The 24273-nt window shown below is 63.3% G+C and carries 22 protein-coding genes; 13 read left to right on the top strand and 9 right to left on the bottom strand.

The annotated features are described in order from the left end of the window. Nucleotides 1-203: 203 nt before the first annotated feature. Nucleotides 204-2204, top strand: a complete 2001-nt coding sequence (locus tag LB552_RS09400) for a BTAD domain-containing putative transcriptional regulator (protein ID WP_224604726.1) — start codon at nucleotides 204-206, stop codon at nucleotides 2202-2204. 52 nt (nucleotides 2205-2256) lie between these two features. On the opposite strand, the gene LB552_RS09395 is transcribed toward LB552_RS09400, so the two are convergent. From LB552_RS09395 to LB552_RS09380, 4 genes are all read right to left on the bottom strand, one after another. Then, the gene (locus LB552_RS09395) at nucleotides 2257-3294 is read right to left on the bottom strand and encodes an MBL fold metallo-hydrolase (RefSeq protein ID WP_224604366.1); all 1038 of its coding nucleotides are present in this window, start codon (nucleotides 3292-3294) and stop codon (nucleotides 2257-2259) included. A gap of 101 nt (nucleotides 3295-3395) precedes the next feature. Continuing rightward, nucleotides 3396-4577: a choline ABC transporter ATP-binding protein gene (choV, locus tag LB552_RS09390; RefSeq protein WP_140838752.1), complete on the bottom strand. Its 1182-nt coding sequence runs from the start codon at nucleotides 4575-4577 to the stop codon at nucleotides 3396-3398. Then, nucleotides 4574-5428, bottom strand: a complete 855-nt coding sequence (choW, locus tag LB552_RS09385) for a choline ABC transporter permease subunit (RefSeq protein WP_095766478.1) — start codon at nucleotides 5426-5428, stop codon at nucleotides 4574-4576. The genes choV and choW overlap by 4 nt, the downstream gene beginning before the upstream one ends. 123 nt (nucleotides 5429-5551) lie before the next feature. After that, the gene (locus tag LB552_RS09380) at nucleotides 5552-6487 is read right to left on the bottom strand and encodes a choline ABC transporter substrate-binding protein (protein WP_095766477.1); all 936 of its coding nucleotides are present in this window, start codon (nucleotides 6485-6487) and stop codon (nucleotides 5552-5554) included. On the opposite strand from LB552_RS09380, the gene LB552_RS09375 reads away from it, so the two are divergent. From LB552_RS09375 to LB552_RS09340, 8 genes are all read left to right on the top strand, one after another. After that, a complete protein-coding gene (locus LB552_RS09375) occupies nucleotides 6486-6710 on the top strand; it encodes a hypothetical protein (RefSeq protein WP_095766476.1) in 225 nt (74 codons plus the stop codon). The genes LB552_RS09380 and LB552_RS09375 overlap by 2 nt on opposite strands. A gap of 62 nt (nucleotides 6711-6772) precedes the next feature. Next, on the top strand, nucleotides 6773-7384 hold the full coding sequence (locus tag LB552_RS09370; protein ID WP_095766475.1) for a thymidine kinase: 612 nt from the start codon (nucleotides 6773-6775) through the stop codon (nucleotides 7382-7384). 428 nt (nucleotides 7385-7812) lie between these two features. Further along, nucleotides 7813-8901: a hypothetical protein gene (locus tag LB552_RS09365; protein WP_224524557.1), complete on the top strand. Its 1089-nt coding sequence runs from the start codon at nucleotides 7813-7815 to the stop codon at nucleotides 8899-8901. Nucleotides 8902-8935: 34 nt separating this feature from the next. Continuing rightward, nucleotides 8936-10081: a hypothetical protein gene (locus tag LB552_RS09360; RefSeq protein ID WP_095766473.1), complete on the top strand. Its 1146-nt coding sequence runs from the start codon at nucleotides 8936-8938 to the stop codon at nucleotides 10079-10081. Between the two features lie 23 nt (nucleotides 10082-10104). Further along, nucleotides 10105-12015 carry an AAA family ATPase gene (locus LB552_RS09355; RefSeq protein ID WP_224604348.1) on the top strand — a complete coding sequence of 637 codons (1911 nt, stop codon included), beginning with the start codon at nucleotides 10105-10107 and terminating at the stop codon, nucleotides 12013-12015. Nucleotides 12016-12240: 225 nt separating this feature from the next. After that, nucleotides 12241-13545, top strand: a complete 1305-nt coding sequence (locus LB552_RS09350) for a DUF6638 family protein (protein ID WP_224604345.1) — start codon at nucleotides 12241-12243, stop codon at nucleotides 13543-13545. Nucleotides 13546-13763: 218 nt separating this feature from the next. Further along, the gene (locus LB552_RS09345) at nucleotides 13764-14888 is read left to right on the top strand and encodes a DUF2333 family protein (protein ID WP_224604333.1); all 1125 of its coding nucleotides are present in this window, start codon (nucleotides 13764-13766) and stop codon (nucleotides 14886-14888) included. Between the two features lie 313 nt (nucleotides 14889-15201). Continuing rightward, nucleotides 15202-16881: a formate--tetrahydrofolate ligase gene (locus tag LB552_RS09340; protein ID WP_224604330.1), complete on the top strand. Its 1680-nt coding sequence runs from the start codon at nucleotides 15202-15204 to the stop codon at nucleotides 16879-16881. 65 nt (nucleotides 16882-16946) lie between these two features. On the opposite strand, the gene LB552_RS09335 is transcribed toward LB552_RS09340, so the two are convergent. The 4 genes from LB552_RS09335 to LB552_RS09320 form a co-directional block, all read right to left on the bottom strand. Continuing rightward, on the bottom strand, nucleotides 16947-17807 hold the full coding sequence (locus tag LB552_RS09335; protein ID WP_224604328.1) for a hypothetical protein: 861 nt from the start codon (nucleotides 17805-17807) through the stop codon (nucleotides 16947-16949). Then, complete coding sequence (locus LB552_RS09330; RefSeq protein WP_224604326.1) at nucleotides 17804-18250, bottom strand: hypothetical protein; 447 nt, start codon at nucleotides 18248-18250, stop codon at nucleotides 17804-17806. Before LB552_RS09330 ends, LB552_RS09335 begins: the two co-directional genes overlap by 4 nt. A gap of 15 nt (nucleotides 18251-18265) precedes the next feature. After that, nucleotides 18266-18481, bottom strand: a complete 216-nt coding sequence (locus LB552_RS09325) for a hypothetical protein (protein ID WP_224603672.1) — start codon at nucleotides 18479-18481, stop codon at nucleotides 18266-18268. Nucleotides 18482-18640: 159 nt separating this feature from the next. Continuing rightward, nucleotides 18641-19282: a cysteine hydrolase family protein gene (locus tag LB552_RS09320; RefSeq protein WP_224603669.1), complete on the bottom strand. Its 642-nt coding sequence runs from the start codon at nucleotides 19280-19282 to the stop codon at nucleotides 18641-18643. A gap of 127 nt (nucleotides 19283-19409) precedes the next feature. On the opposite strand from LB552_RS09320, the gene LB552_RS09315 reads away from it, so the two are divergent. Continuing rightward, entirely contained in the window at nucleotides 19410-20396 is a 987-nt protein-coding gene (locus LB552_RS09315) for a helix-turn-helix domain-containing protein (RefSeq protein WP_224603666.1), read from the top strand. Here the strand turns inward: LB552_RS09315 and LB552_RS09310 are convergent. Then, nucleotides 20383-20940 (bottom strand): sugar O-acetyltransferase, encoded by a 558-nt coding sequence (locus LB552_RS09310; protein WP_224604307.1) that lies wholly within the window; start codon nucleotides 20938-20940, stop codon nucleotides 20383-20385. The two genes, LB552_RS09315 and LB552_RS09310, sit on opposite strands and share 14 nt — an antisense overlap. A 133-nt stretch (nucleotides 20941-21073) precedes the next feature. On the opposite strand from LB552_RS09310, the gene LB552_RS09305 reads away from it, so the two are divergent. The 3 genes from LB552_RS09305 to LB552_RS09295 all read left to right on the top strand — a co-directional run bounded on the left by LB552_RS09305 (nucleotide 21074) and on the right by LB552_RS09295 (nucleotide 24105). Continuing rightward, nucleotides 21074-21535 (top strand): DUF4126 domain-containing protein, encoded by a 462-nt coding sequence (locus LB552_RS09305; RefSeq protein WP_224604305.1) that lies wholly within the window; start codon nucleotides 21074-21076, stop codon nucleotides 21533-21535. Further along, entirely contained in the window at nucleotides 21532-22908 is a 1377-nt protein-coding gene (locus tag LB552_RS09300; RefSeq protein ID WP_224604303.1) for an FAD-containing oxidoreductase, read from the top strand. Before LB552_RS09305 ends, LB552_RS09300 begins: the two co-directional genes overlap by 4 nt. 141 nt (nucleotides 22909-23049) lie before the next feature. Then, a complete protein-coding gene (locus LB552_RS09295; RefSeq protein WP_224604300.1) occupies nucleotides 23050-24105 on the top strand; it encodes a succinylglutamate desuccinylase/aspartoacylase family protein in 1056 nt (351 codons plus the stop codon). Nucleotides 24106-24273: the final 168 nt, after the last annotated feature.

The following is a 24273-nucleotide window of genomic DNA, read 5'->3' as shown; positions in this document are numbered from 1 at the left end:
CGGCGGCTTGGGCGGCGCGGTTTCGACACCTTGCCGCGCTAGTTGCGTGTGACTTGCCGGCAATTCGGCAAAGGCCGCGTCCGGCTCGAAATTCGCCGCAGGATGCGCCCTGTCGTGTTTGGTGATAGAACATGGACCAACTGTTCGACGTGGGAGCGAGCGTGGAAACGGACGTGGAATCCGTTCGGTCGACTCTGAAAGGCATGGCAGCCAGCCTTTCGATCAGGCTGCTCGGCCCGCTTGCGATCATGCGCGACGATGTTCCTGTGGTGTTGCCATCGTCACGCAAGCTGCGCGCGCTGCTGGCCTATCTAGCGCTGGCGCCCCACCCAGTCAGCCGCAGCCGTCTTTGCGAACTTCTCTGGGACGTGCCCAACGATCCGCGCGGCGAGCTGCGCTGGTGCCTGAGCAAGCTGCGTGCCGCGCTTGACGAACCGGGCTTGCGCCGGATCGAGACGGAAGGCGACACCGTGGCGCTTCGCCTCGGCGATGTGAGCGTCGATGCCGTCGAGGCCGCTGCCGCCGTGGCGGAAGGCATTGAGACGCTTGGCCTCGACCGCCTGCGGACGCTTGCGCAACTGTTCGCCGGCGACTTCCTTGATGGCCTGGAACTCGATCGCAGCCCGCATTTCGGCAGCTGGCTGACGGCGCAGCGCCGCCGTTTCAGCGCATGCCATGTCGCGGTCCTGGAGCACATTATCGGCCTTGTCCCGCAGGGAGCCGATGAGGCAGGCCCCTATATCGACAAATGGCTGGAACTTGCGCCCTTCGACGGCCGCGCACATGTGGCACTGCTGGAAAATCTGGCACGGCGCGGACAGATCGGCGCCGGCGAGGAGCATCTTGCCACCGCGGCGGAGCTGTTCCATTCGGAAGAGCTGGATTTCACGCCATTGCGCGAGGCGTGGCAGGACATAAGAGCCCGGAACGCCGGCGCAACGCCATGCGCCCGATCCGGGCCGGCTTTCCCGGTTTCGGAATCGCCGGTCGCCGCGGACGAATCCGAGCCCGTTGCGACGCGCCGGGCTTCGCTCGCGGTGATGCCGTTTGCGGAGAGCGCCGGCACTGGCGGCTTCCGCGGCGGGCTTGCCGATGGCCTCACGCATGACATCATCACGCGGCTTGCCAAGCTGCGCGATTTCTTCGTTATCGCCCGCGGCTCTGTCTTCGCGCTCGCCGAGAAGAACATCGCGCCGGAAGACGCCGGGCGCAGGCTGAATGTCGACTATGTCGCGACGGGCTCGGTGCGGGCTCTGCCGGGCAGGTTCATCGTCTCGGTCGAGCTTGTCGAGGTCCGCACGGCAAGGATCGTTTGGGCGGAAACCTTCGAGCATAAACCCGACGACATCTTCATCGTCATCGAGGATATCGGCAACAGCATCGTCTCATCGATCGCCGCCGAGATCGCGACGGTGGAGCGCAACCGCGCATTGCTGAAAGCGCCAAACTCGCTCAATGCCTGGGAGGCCTATCATCGCGGCCTTTGGCACATGTATCGCTTCACCCGCCAGGAAAACGAGCTGGCGCAGCATTTCTTCGGCGAGGCGTTGAAGCTCGATCCTACTTTCGCACGCGCCTATGCCGGCATGTCCTTCACCCACTGGCAGAACGCTTTCCAGCGCTGGGGCGACCGCGACCGCGAGGCCGCGCTTGCCTTCGAGAGCGCCGGCCAGAGCCTGCTGGTCGACGACCGTAACCCAGCCGCCCACTGGGCGATGGGCCGCGCGCTATGGCTGCGCGGCGAGCAGGACGGCTCGCTGCTGGAGCTCGCGAGCGCCGTTGACCTCAGCCCCAATTTCGCGCTCGGCCACTACGCGCTGTCCTTCGTCCATTCGCAGTCGGGCGACCCGCAATCGGCGATCGGTTCGTCCGACCATTCCCGCCATCTAAGCCCCTTCGATCCGCTGCTGTTCGGCATGATGGGCGCGCGCGCCATGGCGCATGCGAGGCTCGGCGAATTCGAAGCGGCGGCCGAATGGGCGCTGAAGGCTGCGGCACGCCCTAACGCCCATCTCATCATCCTGGCGATCGCCGCTCATTGCCTGGCGCTGGCCGGCCGGCAGGAGGAAGCGCGAACCTTTGCCGCCGCGATCCGCGACACCTTGCCGAACTATCGCGCCGACGATTTCATCGCGACATTCCGTTTCGACCGGGATGGTGAGGCGCTTTTCCGGAGTGGCGCAAAGCTGATCGGGCTGAACTGAACCTGGCCGGCGCGCCTAGACTAGTGTATGTCGCCCAGAAGTTTGACGCGCTTTAATGCATCAGCGGGCCGCTGGCTTTCCGCCAGGCGTCGATGCCGCCCTGGATATGGCGGGCGCTGGTAATCCCGACATCCTGCGCCGCTTGCACCGCCATCGCCGAGCGCTCGCCGAAGGCGCAGTAGAACAGGATCTGTTTGCTGGTCGATTTCGCCAGCTCGTGCAACATGCCGCCGGCGGCGATGTTTTCCTGCAGCCGCGCATAGGGCAGATGGATCGCGCCGGGGATGACCCCGTGTCGCGCGCGCTCGGTTTGCTCGCGCAGGTCGATCAGCGCCACGTCGGCCCGCCCGACCAGCGCCAGCGCCTGCTCCGCGCTGACCGCCCAGCCGCGGCTGGCGATGTCGTCCTGATGCAGCCCGACCCGCATGTTGGCGGGCACGGCCACATCCATCATTTTCGGGTTGGATAGATTGAGATTGTTCATGATGTTTACATACTCGTCGACCGACTTCACCTGCAGGCGCGGATTGAAGGCCTTTTCCTCGCCGATCGTCGACACGGTCTCGCCCTTGTAGTCATGCGCCGGGAAGATCATCGTCTCGTCGGGCAGCTTGAGCAGCCGGCCGAAGATCGATTCATATTGCTGGCGCGGATCGCCGTTCTGGAAATCGGTGCGGCCGGTGCCGCGGATGAGCAGCGTGTCGCCGGTGAAGACCCGGTCGGGCAAGATGAAGCTGTAGGAATCGTCGGTGTGGCCCGGCGTGTAGATGACGTCGAGCGCCAGGCCTTCGATGCCTAGCTTGTCGCCGTCGGCAAGCCGCATCGACACCACGTCGGCCTTGGTCTGCTCACCCATCACGGTCACGCAATGCGTCTTGTCGCGCAGCGCGCCGAGTCCGGTGATGTGGTCGGCATGAAGATGCGTGTCGACCGCCTTGACCAGCCTCAGGTCCAGCTCATTGACCAGTTGCAGATATCGCTCGACCTTCTCCAGCACCGGATCGATGATCAGCGCCTCGCCACCGCGCCGGCTGGCGAGCAGATAGGAATAGGTGCCCGAAACGGAATCGAAGAGCTGACGGAAGATCATTCGTGCCTCTTTCGCCTGATGCCGGTGTTCGGCTGCCGGCCAGTCTAGAACAAGCGCGAGGTGCCCGCCAGCGGCACACGCCCGTCAAAAAGGCTGAAACCCTACCGCCTCAGCACAGCACTCAGCACGTCCCTGATGCCAATCGAGCCGACGAAGCGCGAGCCTTCATCGAACAGCGCCACCGGCGCCGTCTGCGACCGGTGCATGGCGAGCATCACCGTTTTCAGCGGGGTGCCGGGATTGGCCCAGAACACCTGGGCGCCCTCCTCCGGCTGGCGCTCGACATCGGCGCAGGACACCCACACCGCCGGCTTGCCGTCGCGCTCGGCCGCCGCCACAAGGCCGTGGTCGTCGATCTTGAAGCGTGTCGTCTTGCGCCGGTCGAGCCACACCCAGCCGTTATCGCCGTGCTCCAGGTCGCGACGGTCCCGCATCACGTTCCACGCCGTCAGCACCGACAGCGGATTCACATTGGCGATGAAGTCGCGGACATAGTCGTTGGCGGGCCTGAGCACGATGTCTTCCGGCGCGCCGGTCTGGACGATGCGGCCGCCCTCCATGATCGTGATGTGACTGCCGATCTTCAGCGCCTCCTCGAGGTCGTGGCTGACGAAGATGATGGTCTTCTTCAGCTCGGCCTGGAGCTGCAGCAATTCGTCCTGCAGCTTGGTGCGGATCAGCGGGTCCAGCGCCGAAAACGGCTCGTCCATCAAAAGGATCGGCGCCTCGGTGGCGAAGGCCCGGGCGAGACCGACACGCTGCTGCATGCCGCCCGAAAGCTCATGAGCATATTTCTTCGACCACTGGTCGAGATGGACAAGCTGCAGCTGCTTCTGTACCCGCGCCTTGCGCTCGGCTTCCGGCACGCCAGCAAGCTCGAGGCCAAAGCCGACATTTTCCTCGACCGTGCGCCAGGGCAGCAGGCCGAACTGCTGGAACACCATGGCCACTTGCTTCTGCCGCAGCCGCCGCAAGGTCGTCTCGTCGCAGGTGACGACATCGACGATGCGGTCGCCGTCCTTGACGAGCACCTGGCCGCGCGACACGACGTTGAGCCGGTTGACGGCCCGCAGCAGCGTCGACTTGCCGGAACCGGACAAGCCCATCAACACCGAGATCTCGCCTTCGTGCACGGTGAGGCTGGCGTCGGCGCATCCGAGCACATTGCCGGTCTTTTCGAGAATCTCGGCGCGCGTTGCGCCCTGATCGATCAGCGCCAGCGAACCGGCCTGATCGGCGCCGAAGACGATGTCTACATTCTTGAAATCAACCGCGACCGTCATTTCTTGCCTCCAACGCCGATGCGGGTCATGCGGTCGAGCACGATGGCGAGCACGACGATGGCGAGGCCGGCCTCAAGCCCGAGATCGATGCGCCGCGAGCCGAGCGCCCGGTTGATTTCGGTGCCGAGGCCACCGGCGCCGATCAGGGCGGCGAACACCACCATCGACAGCGACAGCATGATCGATTGCGTCAGGCCCGCCATGATGGTCGGCAGCGCCGAGGGCAGCTCCACCTTCCACAGAAGCTGGCGCTTGGTGGCGCCGAACGCCTCGCCCGCTTCGATGATTGCCTTGGGCACCGAAACGACGCCGAGATGGGTGAGCCGAACGGCCGTCGGGATGACGAAGATGATGGTGACGATGAGGCCGGGCGCATTGCCGAGCCCGAACAGGGTGAGCACCGGTATCAGGTAGACGAAGGTCGGCAGCGTCTGCATCAGGTCGAGCACCGGCAGCATGACGCGGTAGACCTTCGGCTTGTGCGCCGCCCAGATGCCGAGCGGCACGCCGATCGCCATTGCCATTGCGGCGGCGGCAACGACCAGCACCAGCGTCTGCACCGTCTGTTTCCACAGATTCTGGTTGATGATGAAGATCAGGCCGAGGAAGACGCCGATGGCGAGCGGCCGCGAACGCTGTAAGAGCCAGGCGATGAACGCGATGACCAGGGCCAACAAAACCGGCGGCACCATGAGCAGGAGGCTCACTGCTCCGTCGAGGATGAAATTCAGACCGTTTGAAAATGCGCGGAAGATGGTGTCGAAATTGTCGGTCAGGAAACCGAAGAAAGCCTTGCCCCATGGCCCGATCGGAATTTTGTAGTCGGTCAGGAATTTAGAAATCGGATCCATCTTTCCCCTCTCGGCTTCGCCGCACTTGCCGCACGGTTATCCTCTCACGTCTCCAGGCATATGAAAAAGGGCAGCCTCTTCGAGGGCTGCCCTTTTTCGGAAATCATGCCGGTCCCAAGCGGATCAGCCCCCGAGCGCGGTCTTGACGGCAGCCGCCGCGTCGCCGCCATCGAAAGTGGTGACGCCGGCGATCCAGGGCGCCACCGCGTCCGGATGCTTCTTCAGCCAATCGGTCGCCACCGTCTGCGGATCGCCACCCTTGAGGATCGCGTCCATCATCTCGCCTTCCATGTCGAGATTGAACTTCAGGTTGGCGATGAACTTGCCGGCGTTCGGGCATTCGGTGGTGTAGCCCTTGCGCACGATGGTATAGACGGTGGCGGCGCCGAAGCCGCTGTCGCCCATGCCGTCGAGATAGGTGATCTTCATGGCGCCCATCACCGGATGCGGCGTCCAGCCGAGGAAGGCGATCCACTCATTGTTCTTCATCGACTGCTCGGCCTGCGTCAGCATGCCGGCCTCCGAGGATTCGACCAGCTCGAAGCCTTCGAGATTGTCCTTCGGGTTCTTGATCATGTCGAGGATGATGCGGTTGCCGTCATTGCCGGCCTCGATGCCGTAAATCTTGCCGTTGAACTTGTCCTTGAACTTGCCGAGATCGGTCAGCGTCTTGACACCGGCATCCGCGACATAGGTCGGCACGACGATGCCATAGCCTGCGCCGGTCAGGTTGGTGCTGATCGTCTCGATCGAGCCTTCCTTGGTGTAGTCCTTGATGTCGTTGGTCATCGACGGCATCCAATTGCCGAGGAAGACGTCCAGGTCCTTGTTCTTCAGCGAGGCCATGGTCACCGGCACCGAAAGCTGGATCGTCTGCGGCTCATAGCCGAGCGCGGTGAGCAGCACCGAGGCGAGGCCCGTGGTGGCCTGGATGTCGGTCCAGCCGACATCCGACAGCCGCACGGCCTTGCAGCTCGCCGGATCGCCGGCATTGGCGGCGGTTGTCGACAGGAACGCCGCAAGGCCGAGGCCTGCGACGAAAGATTTCATACGCGACATGAACTTATCTCCCATTGGATTTCCGAGGCAAAGCGAAGTCACGGTTCTTGCGCCCGCCTTGTTTCGTCAGCCAAACACCATTTTGATGTTGTTTCAAGCGGTTCAACGTCGCGACGAACGGCGCGCGCTGGCCATTAAGCGACATGACAGCTTTTTGAACGACATCGAGTTTTTGGTGGACGGAGCCGGTGCCCTCTCCCCGAGCCGCGGCAAGTCGGCTTAGGGTGTGTCGAGATTCAGGTCGGGCCGGCCTCGCCTGAATCCCGACATACCAAAAAGAGCGACATGGCCAAGCTTTACTTCCACTACGCGACGATGAACGCCGGCAAGACGACGATGCTTTTGCAAGCGTCTTACAATTATCGCGAACGCGGCATGTCGACGATGCTGTTCGTCGCCGGCCACTATCGTAAGGGCGACACCGGGCTGATCTCGTCGCGCATCGGTCTCGAATCCGAGGCAGAGATTTTCCGCGACGGCGACGACCTCTATGCCACGGTCGCCGAGCACCATCGGCATGGCCCTGTGCATTGCATCTTCGTCGACGAGGCGCAGTTCCTCGAGGAAGAGCAGGTCTGGCAGCTCGCCCGCATCGCCGACCGTCTAGGCATTCCGGTCATGTGCTACGGCCTGCGCACCGACTTCCAGGGTAATCTGTTCTCCGGCTCGCGCGCTCTGCTCGCCATCGCCGACGACCTGCGCGAGGTCCGCACGATCTGCCGTTGCGGCCGTAAGGCGACGATGGTGGTGCGCCTGGGGCCCGACGGCAAGGTGGCGAAGCAGGGCGAGCAGGTGGCGATCGGCAAGGACGTCTATGTCTCGCTCTGCCGAAGGCATTGGGAAGAGGAGATGGGCCGGGCCGCACCCGACGACTTCATCGGCTTTGTCAACCGCTGAGCCGAAAGCCTGCATAGAGCAATTCCAGGAAAAGTGCGTAGCGGTTTTCCGTCCGGAATTGTGTAAAAACAAAGGCTTAGAGCAGTTCGACGATTCCGTGAAACTGAACCGCTCTAGAGCTGGATGTCGTCCTAAAACCGCTTCAAACCCTGACCGGCGCCGGTGAAACCGGCATCGCCGCCGCAAGATATTTGCCGGCGCTGTTTCATGGCCGGTCGCAAAAACAAGACCTTAAGGCATGTCAGCAAAAGCTGCTCGATGATGGTGCGCGTTACTAGGCGCCATGCGCATGCTTGCCTTGCCTTTCAAGGACCTAACCAATTCTTTTGTTTTGACGCTTCCCTTTGTCTTCCTTCTTTCAATCCCTTGAAGCCCCACATATATTCGCCGCCACGACACGGAAACGGATGCCGAAGCGGGAGGCCCCAATGGCGACATTGCAGAATTTCGATGCCGAAATTGCCAAGACCAAGCAGGTCGTGCAGGACATGCGCAGCAAGATCGAGCAGTCCGGCACCGTGCTCGACACGCTTGCTCAGGCCGACAAGAAGATCGGCGACGCCAATTTCGACATCGAGAACGCCCGCATCGAGGACGTGCTCAAGCAGCAGAAAGTCATGGAAGGCAATATTGCCGACCTGATCATCGGGCTCGAAGACGCAACCAATGTCTTCGGCGCCGAGTTCGAAAGCATGAAGAACTACACCGGCTGGGAAAATTTCGTCGGTGTCTTTTCGGCGCAGCGCAAGCAGCGCATGCGCACCGATCGCGTCCGCAATATGTCGCTGGCCGGCAATCTGCAGGAGCTGCTGGCAAAATCGGACACCATCGTCGGCATCCTGAAGGCGCAGAAGCAGGTCCTCGACCAGCGCTACAAGACCTCCGAGGCCAGCCTTTCGCAGGTTATCGAACGCCGCAAGATGACGATGACCAACCTTGAAGCGGTGCAGAAGCGCATCGAGGAATTGAACCCGATGCTGCTCGACATCGAAAACAAGATCGCCGCCTCCACGACCCAGAAGGAGCGCACCGAGCTTGAGGGCGAGCGCTCCAAAATGGCGACCGAATACAATGAAAAGCAGGCCAAGGAGCAGGAGCTGCTGGCCGAAAGCCAGACGCTGGAGCGCTACACCTCGATGTTCCAGACCTTCGTCGATTCACTCAACAACCAGATTGCCGCGCAGTCGACGCTGATCAACAAGCTGACCATCGACACCGAGCAGCGCATCGTCCTCTACAAGGCGCTGGAAGATTCGCTCAAGACCGCCGCCCAGCAGGACGTCGCCCACAAGATCAACACGCTGGGCAGCCAGGTCGACAACACGGCCGAGGAGACGATGGCCGGCATCGGCGCCGCCTCGCAGAAGCACATTGGCGACCTGCTCGAGATGCATGAGAAGAACATGGTGGCTTCAGCCGACATCCAGCGCCGCAAGAAGCTTGCCGACGATGCTTTCGCCCGCCGCTTCGACGATGTGATGAAGAAGCACAACGCCGCCAACTATGTGCAGCAATAGGCGGCGCCGCTGATTTCATTTCCACGGCAGCCACATGACACCTGAGAACGACGCCGCGGTACGCTATTTCTCCGCCATCACGGCGGCGCTGAGCGGGCTGGAAGTGTTCATGCGCGACGACCGCTCGCCGCTTTACCGGCACGGCATCGTCGCCAGGATCGTCGCGGAGTATATCGCGCGGCTGGACAAGTCCTTTGCCTGCTGGCGCAACCGGCTGGGCTTCATGGACACCTTCCGCATCTCGCGCGCCGAAAGCGGCTATCCGGTCTTCCAGAACCTGCTGGAGCTGGAAAACGACCGCCAGCAGGCCGATGCCCGCCTGGCCAACATCCCGCAAGCCGGCGAGCTGCGCGAGGAGATGGCCGACTTCATCCTGCGCCATAAGGAATTTCCCGAGGCGCTACAGAAGTCGATGGCCGAGCGGCTCTATCTGGAGGACGTCAAGAGCGAGGCGACCTTCGGCCCGTTCACGCTTGCGCAGACGGCCAAGGTCTCGGTCAACCCGAAAACCATGCGGCCCTATTACCTCGTCCACTGGGCCGCGTTCGACGGCAGCGCCAACCTGCCGCTGGTCTACATGGTGACGGTGGAGGACTCCTCCGAAAGCATGGTGCGCCAGCTGGTCGACGTGAACGGCAAGCTCAACGAGCGGGTCGATATCCCGCTCCCCGTCGACGGCTTGCTCAACCCGGAGCTTGCGCACCGCTTCGACGATTTCACCGAGAAGAACTCGGCCTATACGCTGTCTCCGGCGACGATCGCCGTCAATCTCGACAAGGATTTCGAGCCGCTGCATCCCAAGCAGCTGAGGCGCGTGGTGCTGGGACCCTTCTACTCGGCCGGCATCACCCAGAACAATTCGACGGTGGCCGAGGTGCTGGCCAAGGTGCGCAAGCCGCAGAACGCCTGGCTGCTCACCTGGACCATCCAGGAAGTCTTCTCCAAGAGCGAAAAGCCCGGCCGCAGGGGCCTGTTCTCCAGCGAGAAGACGACGCAGGAATTCTTCATCAACACCGACGATCTCGAAGCGGCGCGCCAGGGCGTGTCGAGCTACGAGAACCACGCGCTGATCCCGCACGAGGCCTATCAGGCGCTCTACGCCGCGGGCGAGGCGCAGAAGATCTTTTCCGGTTACAAGGTCCACATCCTGTCCAACGGACAGGTGATCAGCGACGTCTGACCGTCAATCGCGGAGCATCCTTCATGGACACCGGCCTGACCACGATCTCGGAAGCCGCAATCGAAAAGCACCGCGCGACCGCGCAGAGCTTCATCACCCGCATCGTCGTGCTGGAGGACCCTTCGCGCGAATCCGGCACGGCGCTTGCCGGCACCAACCGCCGCTTCGTCTCGACCGTGTCGGTCGGCTCGGTGCGCCGCACGCGCGAGGTCGAGCTCACGAAAACAGTAGCGGCCATTCATCCCGACGACCAGTTGATGAGCATCCCGCAGCACACGCTGCTCTACCGCGCCCGCCGCGGCCTGGCGATCGCGCTCGCCATATCCGACGTCTTCGCCGAAGGCTCCGACCTCGAAAGCCTGCAGGCGAGGAATGCGCGTGCGCCGCTGGAAGGCGATGAGGCAGCCACCTTCAAGAAGCTTCTGTCGGCCTCGGCTTACGTTTCCGCCTTCAGTTTCGCTTCGTATCTCTTCCAGCTGATCGACAGCGATGGCGAGGCGCCGAACGACATCCCCGAGCCCGACTTCCTGTTCGACACGCCGCAGGACGCGGTCAAGTCGATCATCGCCGGTCTCGACAAGGCAATCGCCGGCTCGAAGGACGACGCCGACCTGACGACGCGCGCTCGCGCCTTCGCCCGCGTCGCCATCGACGGGTTGCTTGCGCGCAAAGGTCGCTTCGACGGCATTGGCCCGTTCGAAAATGCGCATATCCGTATCGACGTCGACGATTTCACCCTCGATGGTTTCGACGTCGCGCCCGGCAAGCGCACCAAGCCGCTGGTGATGACCTTCAAGAAACCGGAAGAGGTCATCGGCAACCACATCGCCAAATTCCAGTCGGTCAGGCTGGCCAAGATGCTCATGGCCTACGACTTCGAGCGCGAGCTGAACCCCTTCGTCGAGCTCGGCGGGTTCCTGTTCACCTTCATCGGCGACGGGGCGCCGGGCACCGGCAAGACGACGCTGATCCAGATGATCGCCGGCCTCGTCAACGGCTACTGCCAGGTCGCCGGCTATCCCTTCGCCTATGAGAATTTCGGCGTCGACCAGATCTCGTCCTACCAGGGCAAGTCGGGCCAGAACTGCCGACAATTCATCAACAACGTGCTCAATCCGCGCGTCATCGGCTTCGGCACCATCGACGACATCGACCAGGTGGCGGCGCGCCGTTCCGACGACCGTGCTTCCGCCGGTCAGCAGGAGATCACCGGCGTCCTGATGGACGCCTTCGCCGGCGCCTCGACGGTGGTGCGCGGCAATTGCTCCTTCGGCATGTTCTCCAACTATCCGGAAAATGTCGACGACGCGCTGCGCCAGCGCGCCGGCGCGCGCTGGCTGGTCGACGGCCCGCAGACCCGCGATGATTATATCGACATCTTCGTGCTGCTTGCCGGCAAGAACCACGAGATCCCGCTTGGCAAGCACGAGCTCTATGCCGCGCAGGAAATCCAGCGCGCCGTGGCCGAGGCCTATGAAGAGCACGAAAAGCCGCGGGAAGACGGGCTGATGAAGGTCTATGAGCGCTACATGAAGGAAAACGGCGCGCCGAAGACCATGGCCGATGTCGGCACCTATCTGCACATGATCAAGGACGCCGAGCCGCGCTTCACCGGCCGCGCCATCAAGAACGTCACCGACGCGATAAAAATGCGCGCCATGGACATCGAGCTGCCGGACGACTGGTTCGAGAAGCCGGAAGCCTTCATGCACAAGAGCTACGACGACAAGAAGGCGATGATCGAGGAACTGCGCGGACCGTTCTCGATGGACATGGTCATGCAGGAGATCAACCGCTACGCCGATTCCGAGTTCCGCTATTCCGACAAATCCGACGACGCCGCCGTGGAGAAGCTCCTGCGCGACGCCAGGCTGCGCGAGCGCGCAGCGCGCGAGATGGAGGAGTTGAAGAAGAAGGGGCTGTGGAATGCGTGAGTTGCGCCGACCTCGCCTTCTCCCCTTGTGGGAGAAGGTGTCGCCGAAGGCGACGGATGAGGGGTGCTCCAGGGAACGCCAGCGTCTCACTCCGCTGGAACACCCCTCATCCGTCTCGGCGCTATCGCGCCGATCCACCTTCTCCCACAAGGGGAGAAGGGAAGAGTGCGCTGCCCCTCATCCGCCCTTCGGGCACCTTCTCCCCGTGAACGGGGAGAAGGGAAGATGAGCGCAATTAAAAAACCCGACCTTCTGCGCGACAACGAGCTGATCTACGGCCGCTTGCTAACCATCGACGAGCCGCATCTCATCCAGCGCTACAACAAGGCGCTTGCCGCTTTCGGCCTCGAGCCCACCAAGCTTGCGAGCTTCCAGATCGACCGCACCGGCTTCTCGCCCGAAATCGCCGAGGAATGCGGCGACTACGACTATCTCGATCCCAACGAGGTCAACCGCCGTTTCATCATCCTGACGCCGTCGCAGATCGACCTGCCGGTGGTCCACACCGCCTTCTCCAACACCTCGCAGCTGATGTTCGAGTTCATGTCGAAGAACCAGCGCGCCATCGACGCGCTGACCATCAAGGACGTCATCTACGGCGAGATCGAGGACTCGGTCCCGAAGGTCAACGACATCGAGGACCTGCTGTCGATCAATCAGGTCGAGTTCAAGGTGTTGTCGGCCGAGGACGTGCTCGGCAAGGCGGCCGAGCTCGGCAAGCTCGTCGACCGGCTGAGGCAGGAGCCTGACGCCTGGCGCGACGACGCCATGCTTGAGCGCATGGTCGAGCTTGCCAAGGTCTGCGGCGACATCCGCGAGAACGCGCTGGTGCCGGACCAGGTGATCTTCCGCCACAACGCCTACTGGACCAGCCATTTCGGCGGGCTCTACGTCTTCGTCGACCCCGATATGACGACGGTGATCAGCGATCCGGCCGCTCCCGGCTTCCGCCGCTCGCGGCCCTGGCAGGTGAGCTATCTGTCGATCAACGACGCCGACAAGGTGTTCGGCTTCCTGGCCGCCACCGGCCGTCTCGATCTGCCTCGCGCCTCCTGGATCGAGACTTCCGGTTATCTCGAACACCGCGCCGAAATGGTCGTGCGGGCGCTGATCCGCGACGCCGAGCCCAACCGCAATCTGACCGATGTCGACAAGGTCTGGCTGCAGACCTGGATCCTTGGCCACGCCGACCTGATCGCCAGCGACGGCAATTTCCCCTTCCTCAACGCCGCCAAGCGCGAGATCGCCCAGCTCGGCCATCTCAAGATCGAGGATGTGTCGCCGCGTCAGCGTTTCCTGGTCGTGCGCGCCAAGCCCGATCATGCCGATGCCTGGCTGACCAACCAGCTGATCTCGGATTTCGTGCCGCAGGACTTCGTTTCGCGCTACGTCTTTAACAAGCCCGGCTTCTACAAGGACTATGACGGCTTCAGCGACGCCTGGCGAAGCCATGTTGTGGACGTTCTGAAAACCACATATTTGAAGGACAAGGCGGCGTTCCGCGCACGCCTTTACGGTTTGATTGACTAGAGCATGATTCCGAAAAGTGGGAACCCGTTTTCGGGGGAAATCATGCTCCAACAAAGAGTTAGATCAGGATAACGTTTCAACGAAACGTTATCCTGATCTAGAGCAATTCCAGGAAAAGTGTGGGCGGTTTTCCGCCCGGAATTGCGCCAAAACAAAGGGTTAGGGCAGATCGCCGTTTCCCTTGAAACGGTGAAATGCTCTGAGGGGGTGCCATAGCCATGCTCGACCCGATCGTGAACTTCTTCACCCGGATTTTTCAATGGATCGGCCGCGGCATCGGCTTCGTCATCGGCCTCATTCTGTGGCCGTTCATGTGGGTTGGCCGCTGGTACGGCCAGCGCGGCTGGATTCTGAAGGCGGTGGTCGGCCTTGCCGTTCTGGTATTGATCGGCCTCTATGCCAATTTCTTCTACGCCACGCAGTGGTGGAACAATTTCGACCCGAACTATCCCGACACCTACACTTTCGAGAAGCGGAACGTGTCGGCGGGCGAGCAGGTTTCAGCCGGCAACGGCACCGATACGGCCAAGACATGCGGCAACTCGGCGATCGCCCAGGTTGCAGCCGATTTGACGGACTTCAACGTCAACCAGAATGCCTGGATCTCCTCGATGATCCTCTACAAGCTCGGCTTGTTCGGCATCGATTGGGACCACACGCCCTGGATGGACAACAAGGCCTCCTTCCAGCGCGGCATCAACCAGGCGGTGCGGCGCACCGCGACCGAGCTTGCAGACAATCTCGGCCGCGTGCGCACGACATCGCAGATCGACGCCGACCTGCAGGATGCGCGCGGCAATCTACAGTTCGATGAATACACCTGGTATTTCGGCCTGAACCCGTTCGGCCCCAAGACGCCGACGCCGAGCTATTATCGCGACGCGGTGCGCAAGCTGCGAAACTTCAACGCCCGGCTGGCCACCTGCCAGGCGACGTTCGACGCCCGTGCCGACAATCTGAAGCAATATATCGACCGCATCTCCTCGGACATCGGATCGACCTCGGCCATTCTCAAGGAGCGCGCGGAAAACCACAATGATGGCTGGTTCGATACCCGCGCCGACGACCGCTTCTGGTTCGCCTATGGTCAGCTCTATGCATATTACGGCCTGATGAAGGGCGCCCAGGCCGACTTCGACGACGTGATCAAGGAAAAGCACCTGCAGAGCCTTTGGGACACGATGGATTCGCAATTCGTCTCGGCGCTGCGCATCCAGCCCTTCATCATCGCCAACGGCCGCGAGGACGGCTGGCTCCTGCCGACGCATCTGACGACGATGGGCTTCTACATCCTGCGCGTGCGCTCCAACATGGTCGAGATCAGCAACGTGCTCACGCAATAGCGCCTTTCGAGGCGACAGGGCGATGGTGGATTTGCGCCGTCGCCTCTGTCGCTTTTCGCGTATTCAGCGGCTGTTTTGAGACGGCGGAACGGTCTTGGCTCTGGCTTCTATACGCCGCAAGCGACCGGGGCCGAAGCCCGAACAGGGTCGGACCGGGAACAGCAGTTTTTCTTTGCAGGAAACTTAGTTGCATGGAAGTTAACGCCGCGGCCGCGACAGGGTTAGAACTTACCCTTGCGCCCGCGCGGCGTTTCGAACATGCACAAATGATCAAAACCGTCCCTTCCACCGCCCAATCCAGAGGAAAGCCGTCATGGCCGAAGTGAAGTCCGACATCGAGATCGCGCGCGCCGCCAGGAAGAAACCGATCCAGGAGATCGGCGCCAAGATCGGCATCCCGAACGAGCATCTCTTGCCCTATGGCCACGACAAGGCGAAGGTCTCGGCCGAGTTCATCAAGTCGGTGAAGGACAGGAAGGACGGCAAGCTGATCCTCGTCACCGCCATCAACCCGACGCCGGCCGGCGAAGGCAAGACCACCACCACGGTCGGCCTTGGCGATGGCCTCAATCGCATCGGCAAGAAGGCGATCGTCTGCATCCGCGAGGCCTCGCTCGGACCGAATTTCGGCGTCAAGGGCGGCGCCGCCGGCGGCGGCCTCGCCCAGGTGGTGCCGATGGAGGACATGAACCTCCACTTCACCGGCGACTTCCATGCCATCACCACGGCACACAACTTGCTTTCGGCACTGATCGACAACCACATCTACTGGGGTAACGAGCTCGGCATCGATACTCGCCGCGTCGCCTGGCGCCGCGTTATGGACATGAACGATCGGGCGCTGCGCGAGATCATCTGCTCGCTCGGCGGCGTCGCCAACGGTTATCCGCGCGAAGCCGGCTTCGACATCACCGTGGCTTCCGAAGTCATGGCGATCCTGTGCCTCTCCACCGACCTCAAGGACCTCGAGAAGCGCCTCGGCGACATCATCGTCGCCTACCGCCGCGACAAGTCGCCGGTCTATGCCCGCGACCTCAAGGCCGACGGTGCCATGGCAGTTCTGCTCAAGGACGCCATGCAGCCCAATTTGGTGCAGACGCTGGAGAACAACCCGGCCTTCGTGCATGGCGGCCCGTTCGCCAACATCGCGCATGGCTGCAACTCGGTCGTCGCCACCACGACAGCGCTGAAGCTTGCCGACTATGTCGTTACCGAAGCCGGCTTCGGCGCCGATCTCGGCGCGGAAAAGTTCTTCGACATCAAGTGTCGCAAGGCGGGGCTGAAGCCGTCGGCGGCGGTCATCGTCGCCACGGTGCGCGCCATGAAGATGAATGGCGGCGTCAAGAAGGAAGACCTCGGCAAGGAAAACATCGAGGCGGTCAAGAAAGGCTGCCTGAATCTCGGCCGCCATATCGAAAATGTGAAGCAGTTCGGCGTGCCTGCCATCGTTGCGATCAACCACTTCACCACCGACACCGAAACCGAGATCCAGGCGATGAAGGACTTCGTCAAGGCGCAGGGCGCCGAGGCCATCCTGTGCAAGCACTGGGCGCAGGGCTCGGCAGGCATCGAGGACCTCGCCAGGAAGGTGGTCGAGATCGCAGAATCCGGCGCCTCACAGTTCTCGCCGCTCTACCCGGACGAGATGCCGCTGTTCGAGAAGGTCAACACCATCGTCAAGCGCATCTATCGCGGCGACGAGGCGATCGCCGACAAGTCGATCCGCGACCAGTTGCATGCCTGGGAGCAGGCCGGCTACGGCAATCTGCCGGTCTGCATGGCCAAGACCCAGTACTCGTTCTCGACCGACCCGAACCTGCGCGGCGCGCCGACCGGCCATACCGTGCCGGTGCGCGAGGTCAGGCTCTCGGCCGGCGCCGGCTTCGTCGTCATCATCTGCGGCGAGGTCATGACCATGCCGGGCCTGCCCAAGGCGCCGTCCTCGGAGAAGATCTTCTTGAACGAGGTTGGCCAGATCGAGGGCCTGTTCTAGACGCTGCTCGAGCTGAAAGACCAAAGGCGCCGCCTCACCGCGGCGCCTTTTTTCTTCGCCGGCTTTCACGCCACCGTGGGCGAGCCGAACTTCTTGATGCCGGCGACCGACATCGAGACGAACTGGTCGAGGATGGCGAAGAAGATATCGAGGCTGAAGCCGAACAGGAAAGCGAAGGTGAACAGGCTGAAGCCTATGCCGGTCACCTCGCCGCCGAGCTTGGTTCCCGGCGCCATGAACCAGGCGAGGATCATGCCGGCAAGCCCGCCCAGCGCGATGCGATGAATGAGCCGCGACAGCGGCGGATTGGGCAGAAGCGGGTTCAGGATCATGCGCATGTGGAACATGATGCCGCCAAGCGCGCCGTAAAGCGCGGGCAGGATCCACAGCGCATAGGGGCTGAGGACTTCGCTGAGCGTCTTGGCCTGCAGTGTCAGCGTCGAAATCGAATTCGGCGTGATGGTAATGACGCCTTCGCATTGCAGGTCGCGTGTCGCCTCGTCGAAATCCGCGCTCACGTCTTCGACCATGCCGGTAGAACTGACGACTTGCATGCCGCCTTGAGTGTTGCCGTTGTTCCTGCAATCGAAGTCCGACTGCTTGAGCGGCTGGCTGCTCCCGGCCCCGCTCTGCTGTTGCGCCAGCGCGATTTGCTGGCCGCAGAACTGGTCTATGGCCATCTGCCTGGGGTTCGAGAAATCGAGCGGCGCGCCCGCTTTCCCTGGCGAAGCTGAGAGCTTGCAATAGGCCCATTGCATGCCCCAGAGCGGAAACGGCGCCTCCTGCGTCATGAACCCCTGCGCCCGCACCAGCAACGAGGAAAAACGCTGGTCGAGCGAATGCAGGTTGTCGACGGAATTGTAATAGGCGTCCTTCAGAAGCGTCAGATCGGTCGCCGACGCCTGCTGGGCGGCGGCCGAGCTCAATTGCTTCTTGGTCGCCCAGACCTGCCTGATCGACGCCCGAACCGAGCGCTGAAATCGTTGTTGTCGATCTCCTGCAGCTCCGCGTTGATCGAGACGCCCCTGTTGTAGACATAGGTCAGCTTGCCGATGACGATCATCATCGTCACCGACAGGGCGATGAGGAAATAGGTCGCGAGCGCGGTCCGGCGCGACATGTCGCCCGGCGACCAGCCGGTGCGCAGCGCAGCCAGGGTTGAAAACGGCACGGTGCTGGAGCAGTCGTTGAGCACCGTTTGAAGTTTGACGACCTCGGGCTGGCTTGCGCTCGCGTCACTGAGTTTTTCCGCGTCGCCGATCGCAGCGAAGAGCGCGCTGTCCTTGAACACGCCGTAGCGGCCGTAGCCGGCAACCAGCTTGGCGTCGGCAAGCAACCCGGAGACAAGAGGATCGTGGAATGTCGTCATCGCGCCCCCCGACGACTAGCCCAGATAACCCTGCACGAAGCCATATTGCGACGGGCATCCGCAGGGATAGCCGGCCGGCCCGGGCGGTTGCGCCCAGCACCAGAAGAATTGGGTGAAGCAGATCGTACCTGGCGCATGCGGCGGCACTTGCGCGAAGGCGGGCCACGGCAGCAGCGCCGCGCCGACAGCGAGGGTCAGGATGACCAAGGTTCGTGCAACGCGCGCCTTCAATCCAGCCCCCCGAGCCATCCGCGCTTATTCACATGCGCGGCGACTTTCTGAAAATACCGGAACGGCGTCCGTGAAATGGCTCACGCTCTTGCTGGATATTTGGCGCCAAGAAAAAGGCGCCGCATCTTGGCGGCGCCCTTGCTTTTGAAAGGCTTCGGGTTACGCTGCGTTCCGCTGCAGGGCCCGCTGGTTGGACGCATAGATCGTGTCGCGCTCGGGCAGGGCGCCGGTCTTCAGGCAATCGATCCACTCGGCGGTCTTGAGCACCGCAGCGAAGCGCGACTGCAAGACGACGCTCACCACCCGGTGTATGTCCTCGGCGGACGCGTAGCCGGCGCTGTTGGCATAGGGCACCGAGCCGCTGGCATCCGAAAGGAACTCGACGGCAAAGCCCATATGCACCGCGTGGATGATGGTCGACAGATCGCAATTGTGGGTCATGTAGCCGACGACCGCGATCGTATCGATGGCGTTGGCGCGCAGCCAGGCTTCAAGATCCGTGCCGGTGAAGGCCGAAGGCAGCGTCTTCTCGACATAGTGGTCGCGGGCGCGCCTGGCGATCTCGGGATGCAGCTCGCCGCCATGGCTGCCCTTGGCGAAGATCGGCGAGGTCTCGGGCGCCATCTGCTTGACGACGACGATTTTGATGCCGGCCGCCGCGGCGGCATCCATGGCGCGCGCCACATTGGCGACGGTCTCGTTGAAGGGCGGATGCTGGATGGCGAGGTTGCCGCCATCGTAGTCGTTCTGGACATCGACGACGACAAGCGCGCGGCGCGGCTGGGTGGCTGGTGCTGACATGGCGGTTTTCCTTTCGACCGGGTTGATGGACGCAAAGCTAGGCCGATGTTTCGAGTCGAGAAAGTGTCCCGATTGACATCATTCGAAAAAATTGGGACATTCAACTTTCAACGAAACGATGCTTGCCATGAAGAATCCGATCATCGTCGCCGTCGCCTTCGACGGCATCAGTCCTTTCCACCTCTCCGTGCCGTGCCTGGTGTTCGGCACCGATCGAACCAGGCTTGGGCTGCCGCGCTTCGATTTCCGCGTCTGTGCGATGGACGAGGGACCCATTCATACCGATGCGGGGCTGAGCATCGTCGTGCCGCACGGGCTTTCGGCGCTCGACGAGGCCGACATCGTCATCATCCCAAGCTGGAAGGATCTCGAGGATCCCTTGGCCGCGCCGTTCAAGGACGCGCTGCAGCGCGCGCATCGGCGCGGCGCGCTCATCGTCGGCTTGTGCCTCGGCACCTTCGCCATTGCCGGCGCCGGATTGCTGGCCGGACGCAAGGCAACCACCCACTGGGCCTATACCGACCGGCTGCAGGCGCTGCATCCCGACATCGCGATCGATGCGGACGTGCTCTATGTCGACGATGGCGACATCGTCACCTCCGCCGGCGTCGCTGCCGGCCTCGACTGCTGCCTGCACATCGTTCGCGCCCGCTATGGCGCGGAGGCCGCCCTTCGGGTTGCCCGCCACGTCGTGCTCTCGCCGCATCGGCAGGGCGGCCAGGCGCAGTTCATCGAGCGCCCGCTTGCGCCGACGCCGAATGCCGACCGGTTCTCGCGCGCTCTCGACCAGGTGCGGGCGACGCTCGGCGAACCGCACAGCCTCGACAGCGTCGCCGATGCGGCCGGCCTCACCCGCCGCACCTTCACGCGCCGCTTCCAGAAGTCGATAGGCACCAGTTTCGGCGACTGGCTTGCCGACCAGCGCGTAGCACTTGCGCAGAGGCTGCTGGAGCAGACGGACAAATCGATGGACATCGTGGCCTTCGAAGCCGGCTTCGGCAGCGCCACCTCGCTGCGCCAGCATTTCGCCGCGCGGCTAAGAACCTCGCCGTTGCGGTACCGGCGTGAATTCTCAAAAACCGCTCAAAACGCCGGTGCGCTCATCGGCGCGTAACGGCCCGTGCCGGGTTGCCGACGACGGTCGCGTTGGCCGGTACGTCGCGGGTCACCACCGCGCCCGCGCCGACGATGGCGCCCTCGCCTATGCTGACGCCGGCGAGGATCACCGCGCTGCCACCGATCCAGGCATTGTCGCCGATCGTTACGGCTTTTGCGATCTCCAGCCCGGCCAGCCGGCCGGCAGCTTCGCGATGATGCTCGGCGCAGTAGATCTGCACATTGGGCCCCAGCATCGTCCCCTTGCCGATGCGCACCGGCGCGGCGTCGAGGATGGTGCAGCCGGCATTGAGGAAGACGCCGTCGCCGAGGAACAGGTTGAAGCCATATGCGCAGTGGAACGGCGCCTCGATGCGCGCCCCCTCGCCCGCGCCACCGAGCAGCGCCTGCAGGGCCGGGGCGATATCACCGCGCTGCCGGGGCGGCAGGCTGTTGTGCTCGAACACCGCATCGCGCGCTGCGATGCGCAACGCCTCGAGCTCATCGTCGATGCAGGTGTACCATTCGCCCGCCGCCATCTTTATGCGTTCGCTTGTCGTCATCGCGATACTCCAGATTTCGTCCGCCGCCAAAGCATAATCGATCGTCTGACAAAAGCCCCGTAGCCAAACGCCTGGCTTGTGCTAGCCTGCCGTTGCGAGGCCATGCGACGGTCTCGGTTTGAGGGGGCCGATCATGGTTTACATTCTCGCCCTGCTGATAGGCGTCATTGCCGGCCTGCGCGCCATGACCGCGCCCGCCGCCGTTGCCTGGGGTTCCTATCTCGGCTGGCTGCCGGTCACGGGCACCTGGGCGAGCTTCATGGGCCACTGGATCGCCGTCGGCATCTTCACCATCCTGGCCATCGTCGAGCTGGTCGCCGACCAGCTGCCGTCGACGCCGAGCCGCAAGGTACCGCCGCAGTTCGGCACCCGCATCGTCATCGGCGCCTTCTGTGGCGCAGTCATCGGCGCGACCGCCGGCGCCACCATCGGCGGCCTGGTCGCCGGCGCGATCGGCGCGGTGATCGGCACGCTGGGCGGCGCCGAGGTCCGCGGCCGGCTGTCCGTCGCATTTGGCAAGGATCCGCCCGCCGCCTTCATCGAGGATGCGGTCGCCATCATCGGCGGGCTGCTCATCGTGGCGGCGGTCGCATGAGCGCAAAGAGCTTCGACGCCATCGTCATCGGCGCTGGCCAGGCCGGGCCGCCACTGGTCGGCCGGCTTGAGGCCGCCGGCATGAAGGTTGCGCTGATTGAGCGCAAGTTCATCGGCGGCACCTGCGTCAACACCGGCTGCATGCCGACCAAGGCGATGGTAGCGAGCGCCTATGCCGCGCATCTCGCCCGCCGCGCCGCCGACTACGGTGTCGCTCTCTCAGGCCCCGTCGGCGTGGACTACAAACGCATCAAGGCGCGCAAGGACAAGGTCACCAACGACGCCCGCGGCAATCTCGAAAAATGGGTCGCCGGCCTGAAGGGCTGCACGCTTTATCGCGACCATGCCCGTTTCGTCACCGCCGACACGGTGCGCGTCGGCGATGAGCTGCTCACCGCGCCAAAGATTTTCCTCAACACCGGCGGCCGCGCCTCGGTGCCCGATCTGCCCGGCGTCAACGACGTACCCTATCTCACCAATTCCTCGATGATGGATCTCGATGTGCTGCCCAGCCACCTGATCGTCATCGGCGGCAGCTATATCTCGCTCGAATTCGCGCAGATGTTCCGCCGCTTCGGCTCCGAGGTCACGGTAATCGAGAAGGCGCCGCGGCTGACCGGCCGCGAGGACGAGGACACCTCCGCCGCCATCCAATCGATACTCGAAAACGAAGGCATCGCCGTCCATGTCGGCGCGGACGACATCGCCTTTGCCAGGCAAGGCAATGGGATCGCCGTCACCTTCGCCGCCGGCAAGCCGCCGGCGGTCGGCTCGCATGTGCTGCTGGCGCTGGGGCGCAAGCCCAACACCGACGATCTCGGCCTCGACAAGGCCGGCGTCGCGGTCGACCAGCGCGGCTATATCGTCGTCGACGACCAGTTGCGCACCAATGTGCCGGGCATCTGGGCGATGGGCGACTGCAACGGCAAGGGCGCCTTCACCCACACCTCCTACAACGACTTCGAGATCGTCGCCGCCAACCTGCTCGACAACGATCCGCGCAAGGTGAGTGACCGCATCGAAGCCTATGCGCTCTATATCGATCCGCCGCTCGGGCGCTGCGGCATGACGGAAGCCGCCGTGAAGAAATCCGGCCGCCGCGCGCTGGTCGGACAGCGGCCGATGACGCGTGTCGGCCGCGCGGTCGAGAAGGGCGAGACGCAAGGCTTCATGAAGATCCTGGCCGATGCCGACACCGGTGAAATCCTCGGCTGCTCCGTGCTCGGCCCGGGCGGCGACGAGGCGATCCACTGCGTGCTCGACCTCATGTACGCTAAGGCGCCGATCTCGACGCTGGCGCGCGCCATGCACATACACCCCAATGTCTCGGAGCTGCTGCCGACCATCGCCCAGGAGCTGAAGCCGCTGGAGTAGAGCAATTCCGGAAAAGGCGCAGCGGTTAGGCTCGGCGTCTTTGCCGTAGCCGCCCTGCCCCGATAGCCCGGCGAGGCTGGACCACTCGACAGCCCGATCGCAACAATGCATGGCTGAAACCTCCTCACGCGGAGATATCCCATGCAGAAGACGATCGAACGCATCGCCGGCGACAGCGAGGGTGTCGCCTACGAATTTCCGGTCTTGCGCTTCGAGGGCAAGGACAAGGCGGCTCCCTCCGCCTATCTGCAGGCGGCGCTGCATGCCGGCGAGCTGCCGGGCGTCGTCGCCATCGACGCGCTGATGCCGATGCTGGCCAAGGCGGAGGCCGAGGGCCGCATCAAGGGTCCGATCACCATCGTACCCTGGGCCAACCCGATCGGCCGCGCGCAATATCATTTCGGCGAGCACCAGGGCCGCTTCAATCTCGGCACCCGCACCAACTTCAATCGCTCCTTTCCGCTGCTTGCCGCGCCCGACGCCAGGCTTCTGCCGGATGTCAGCCTCGGCGGCGCCGATCGCCGGCTGAAGAACCGGCTCGTCCAGCTCTCGCTCGGCAACGACATCGTGCTTGACCTCCACTGCGACGACGAAGGTCTGGCCTATCTCTACATCCACACCAGCCTGTGGCCGCATATGGCCGATTGCGCGGCCGCCATGGGCGCCGAAGCCGTCCTGCTGTGGAGCGAGGACGATACCGGCACCTTCGAAGGCGCCTCGATCATGCCCTACCAGAACGTGCCGGCGAGCGTCGCGCGCTTCGATCGCCGCGTCGTCACCACGGTCGAATATCGCGGCATGCTCAATGTCGACGCCGCCTTCGCCGCGGCCGATGCCGCGGGACTTTACCGACTGCTTGTGACGCGCGGCGTCGTCCAGGACTCATCAGTGCCGAAATTCGAGAAATTTTCCGGACCGGTCGTACCGCTGGAAAACATCGACATGATGCCTTCGCCCAGGGCCGGCGCGATCCTTTACGAGGTCAAACCCGGCGACCGCGTCAAGAAAGGCGACAGGCTGGCGACGATCGTCCACGCGCCCGGCGAGGCCGGCGGCCGCACGGAAGTGTTCGCCCCTCAGTCGGGCTTCATCCTGACCCGCCGCGCGCGCCGCATCATCCGCGCCGGCGAGGATCTTCTGAAGCTCGCCGGCGACGCCAGGAGCACCGATGCACGCTCCGGCACGCTGGAAGACTGAGGCGTAGCGGCTTTCACCATCGCCGTGAAATCCAGTTGCACGGACTTCCATTCGCCGCTATGGGAGTCGCCATGAACATGCGTTCGAACAAGACCATTTGGTGGTGGGCTCGCTGACAGCGGCCTGTTCGTGCGTGTGCGCGTGAAAAAGAGGGTGGCCGCAGCGGAA

Origin of the sequence: Mesorhizobium sp. CA7, assembly GCF_020165015.1 — a bacterium.
Lineage (GTDB): Bacteria > Pseudomonadota > Alphaproteobacteria > Rhizobiales > Rhizobiaceae > Mesorhizobium.
The sequence above is the reverse complement of the archived record's forward strand: the minus strand, read 5'-3'. Positions and strand labels throughout refer to the sequence as shown.

What these genes read in the sequence shown, in the direction of transcription:
- LB552_RS09380 (WP_095766477.1), bottom strand. Translation starts at nt 6,487, where the DNA reads ATGTCGCGTATGAAATCTTTCGTCGCAGGCCTCGGCCTTGCGGCGTTC.
- LB552_RS09345 (WP_224604333.1), top strand. Translation starts at nt 13,764, where the DNA reads ATGCTCGACCCGATCGTGAACTTCTTCACCCGGATTTTTCAATGGATC.
- LB552_RS09350 (WP_224604345.1), top strand. Translation starts at nt 12,241, where the DNA reads ATGAGCGCAATTAAAAAACCCGACCTTCTGCGCGACAACGAGCTGATC.
- LB552_RS09395 (WP_224604366.1), bottom strand. Translation starts at nt 3,294, where the DNA reads ATGATCTTCCGTCAGCTCTTCGATTCCGTTTCGGGCACCTATTCCTAT.
- LB552_RS09315 (WP_224603666.1), top strand. Translation starts at nt 19,410, where the DNA reads ATGAAGAATCCGATCATCGTCGCCGTCGCCTTCGACGGCATCAGTCCT.
- choW (WP_095766478.1), bottom strand. Translation starts at nt 5,428, where the DNA reads ATGGATCCGATTTCTAAATTCCTGACCGACTACAAAATTCCGATCGGG.
- LB552_RS09355 (WP_224604348.1), top strand. Translation starts at nt 10,105, where the DNA reads ATGGACACCGGCCTGACCACGATCTCGGAAGCCGCAATCGAAAAGCAC.
- LB552_RS09370 (WP_095766475.1), top strand. Translation starts at nt 6,773, where the DNA reads ATGGCCAAGCTTTACTTCCACTACGCGACGATGAACGCCGGCAAGACG.
- LB552_RS09375 (WP_095766476.1), top strand. Translation starts at nt 6,486, where the DNA reads ATGAACTTATCTCCCATTGGATTTCCGAGGCAAAGCGAAGTCACGGTT.
- LB552_RS09365 (WP_224524557.1), top strand. Translation starts at nt 7,813, where the DNA reads ATGGCGACATTGCAGAATTTCGATGCCGAAATTGCCAAGACCAAGCAG.
- LB552_RS09305 (WP_224604305.1), top strand. Translation starts at nt 21,074, where the DNA reads ATGGTTTACATTCTCGCCCTGCTGATAGGCGTCATTGCCGGCCTGCGC.
- LB552_RS09320 (WP_224603669.1), bottom strand. Translation starts at nt 19,282, where the DNA reads ATGTCAGCACCAGCCACCCAGCCGCGCCGCGCGCTTGTCGTCGTCGAT.
- LB552_RS09400 (WP_224604726.1), top strand. Translation starts at nt 204, where the DNA reads ATGGCAGCCAGCCTTTCGATCAGGCTGCTCGGCCCGCTTGCGATCATG.
- LB552_RS09340 (WP_224604330.1), top strand. Translation starts at nt 15,202, where the DNA reads ATGGCCGAAGTGAAGTCCGACATCGAGATCGCGCGCGCCGCCAGGAAG.
- LB552_RS09330 (WP_224604326.1), bottom strand. Translation starts at nt 18,250, where the DNA reads ATGACGACATTCCACGATCCTCTTGTCTCCGGGTTGCTTGCCGACGCC.
- choV (WP_140838752.1), bottom strand. Translation starts at nt 4,577, where the DNA reads ATGACGGTCGCGGTTGATTTCAAGAATGTAGACATCGTCTTCGGCGCC.
- LB552_RS09300 (WP_224604303.1), top strand. Translation starts at nt 21,532, where the DNA reads ATGAGCGCAAAGAGCTTCGACGCCATCGTCATCGGCGCTGGCCAGGCC.
- LB552_RS09310 (WP_224604307.1), bottom strand. Translation starts at nt 20,940, where the DNA reads ATGACGACAAGCGAACGCATAAAGATGGCGGCGGGCGAATGGTACACC.
- LB552_RS09360 (WP_095766473.1), top strand. Translation starts at nt 8,936, where the DNA reads ATGACACCTGAGAACGACGCCGCGGTACGCTATTTCTCCGCCATCACG.
- LB552_RS09295 (WP_224604300.1), top strand. Translation starts at nt 23,050, where the DNA reads ATGCAGAAGACGATCGAACGCATCGCCGGCGACAGCGAGGGTGTCGCC.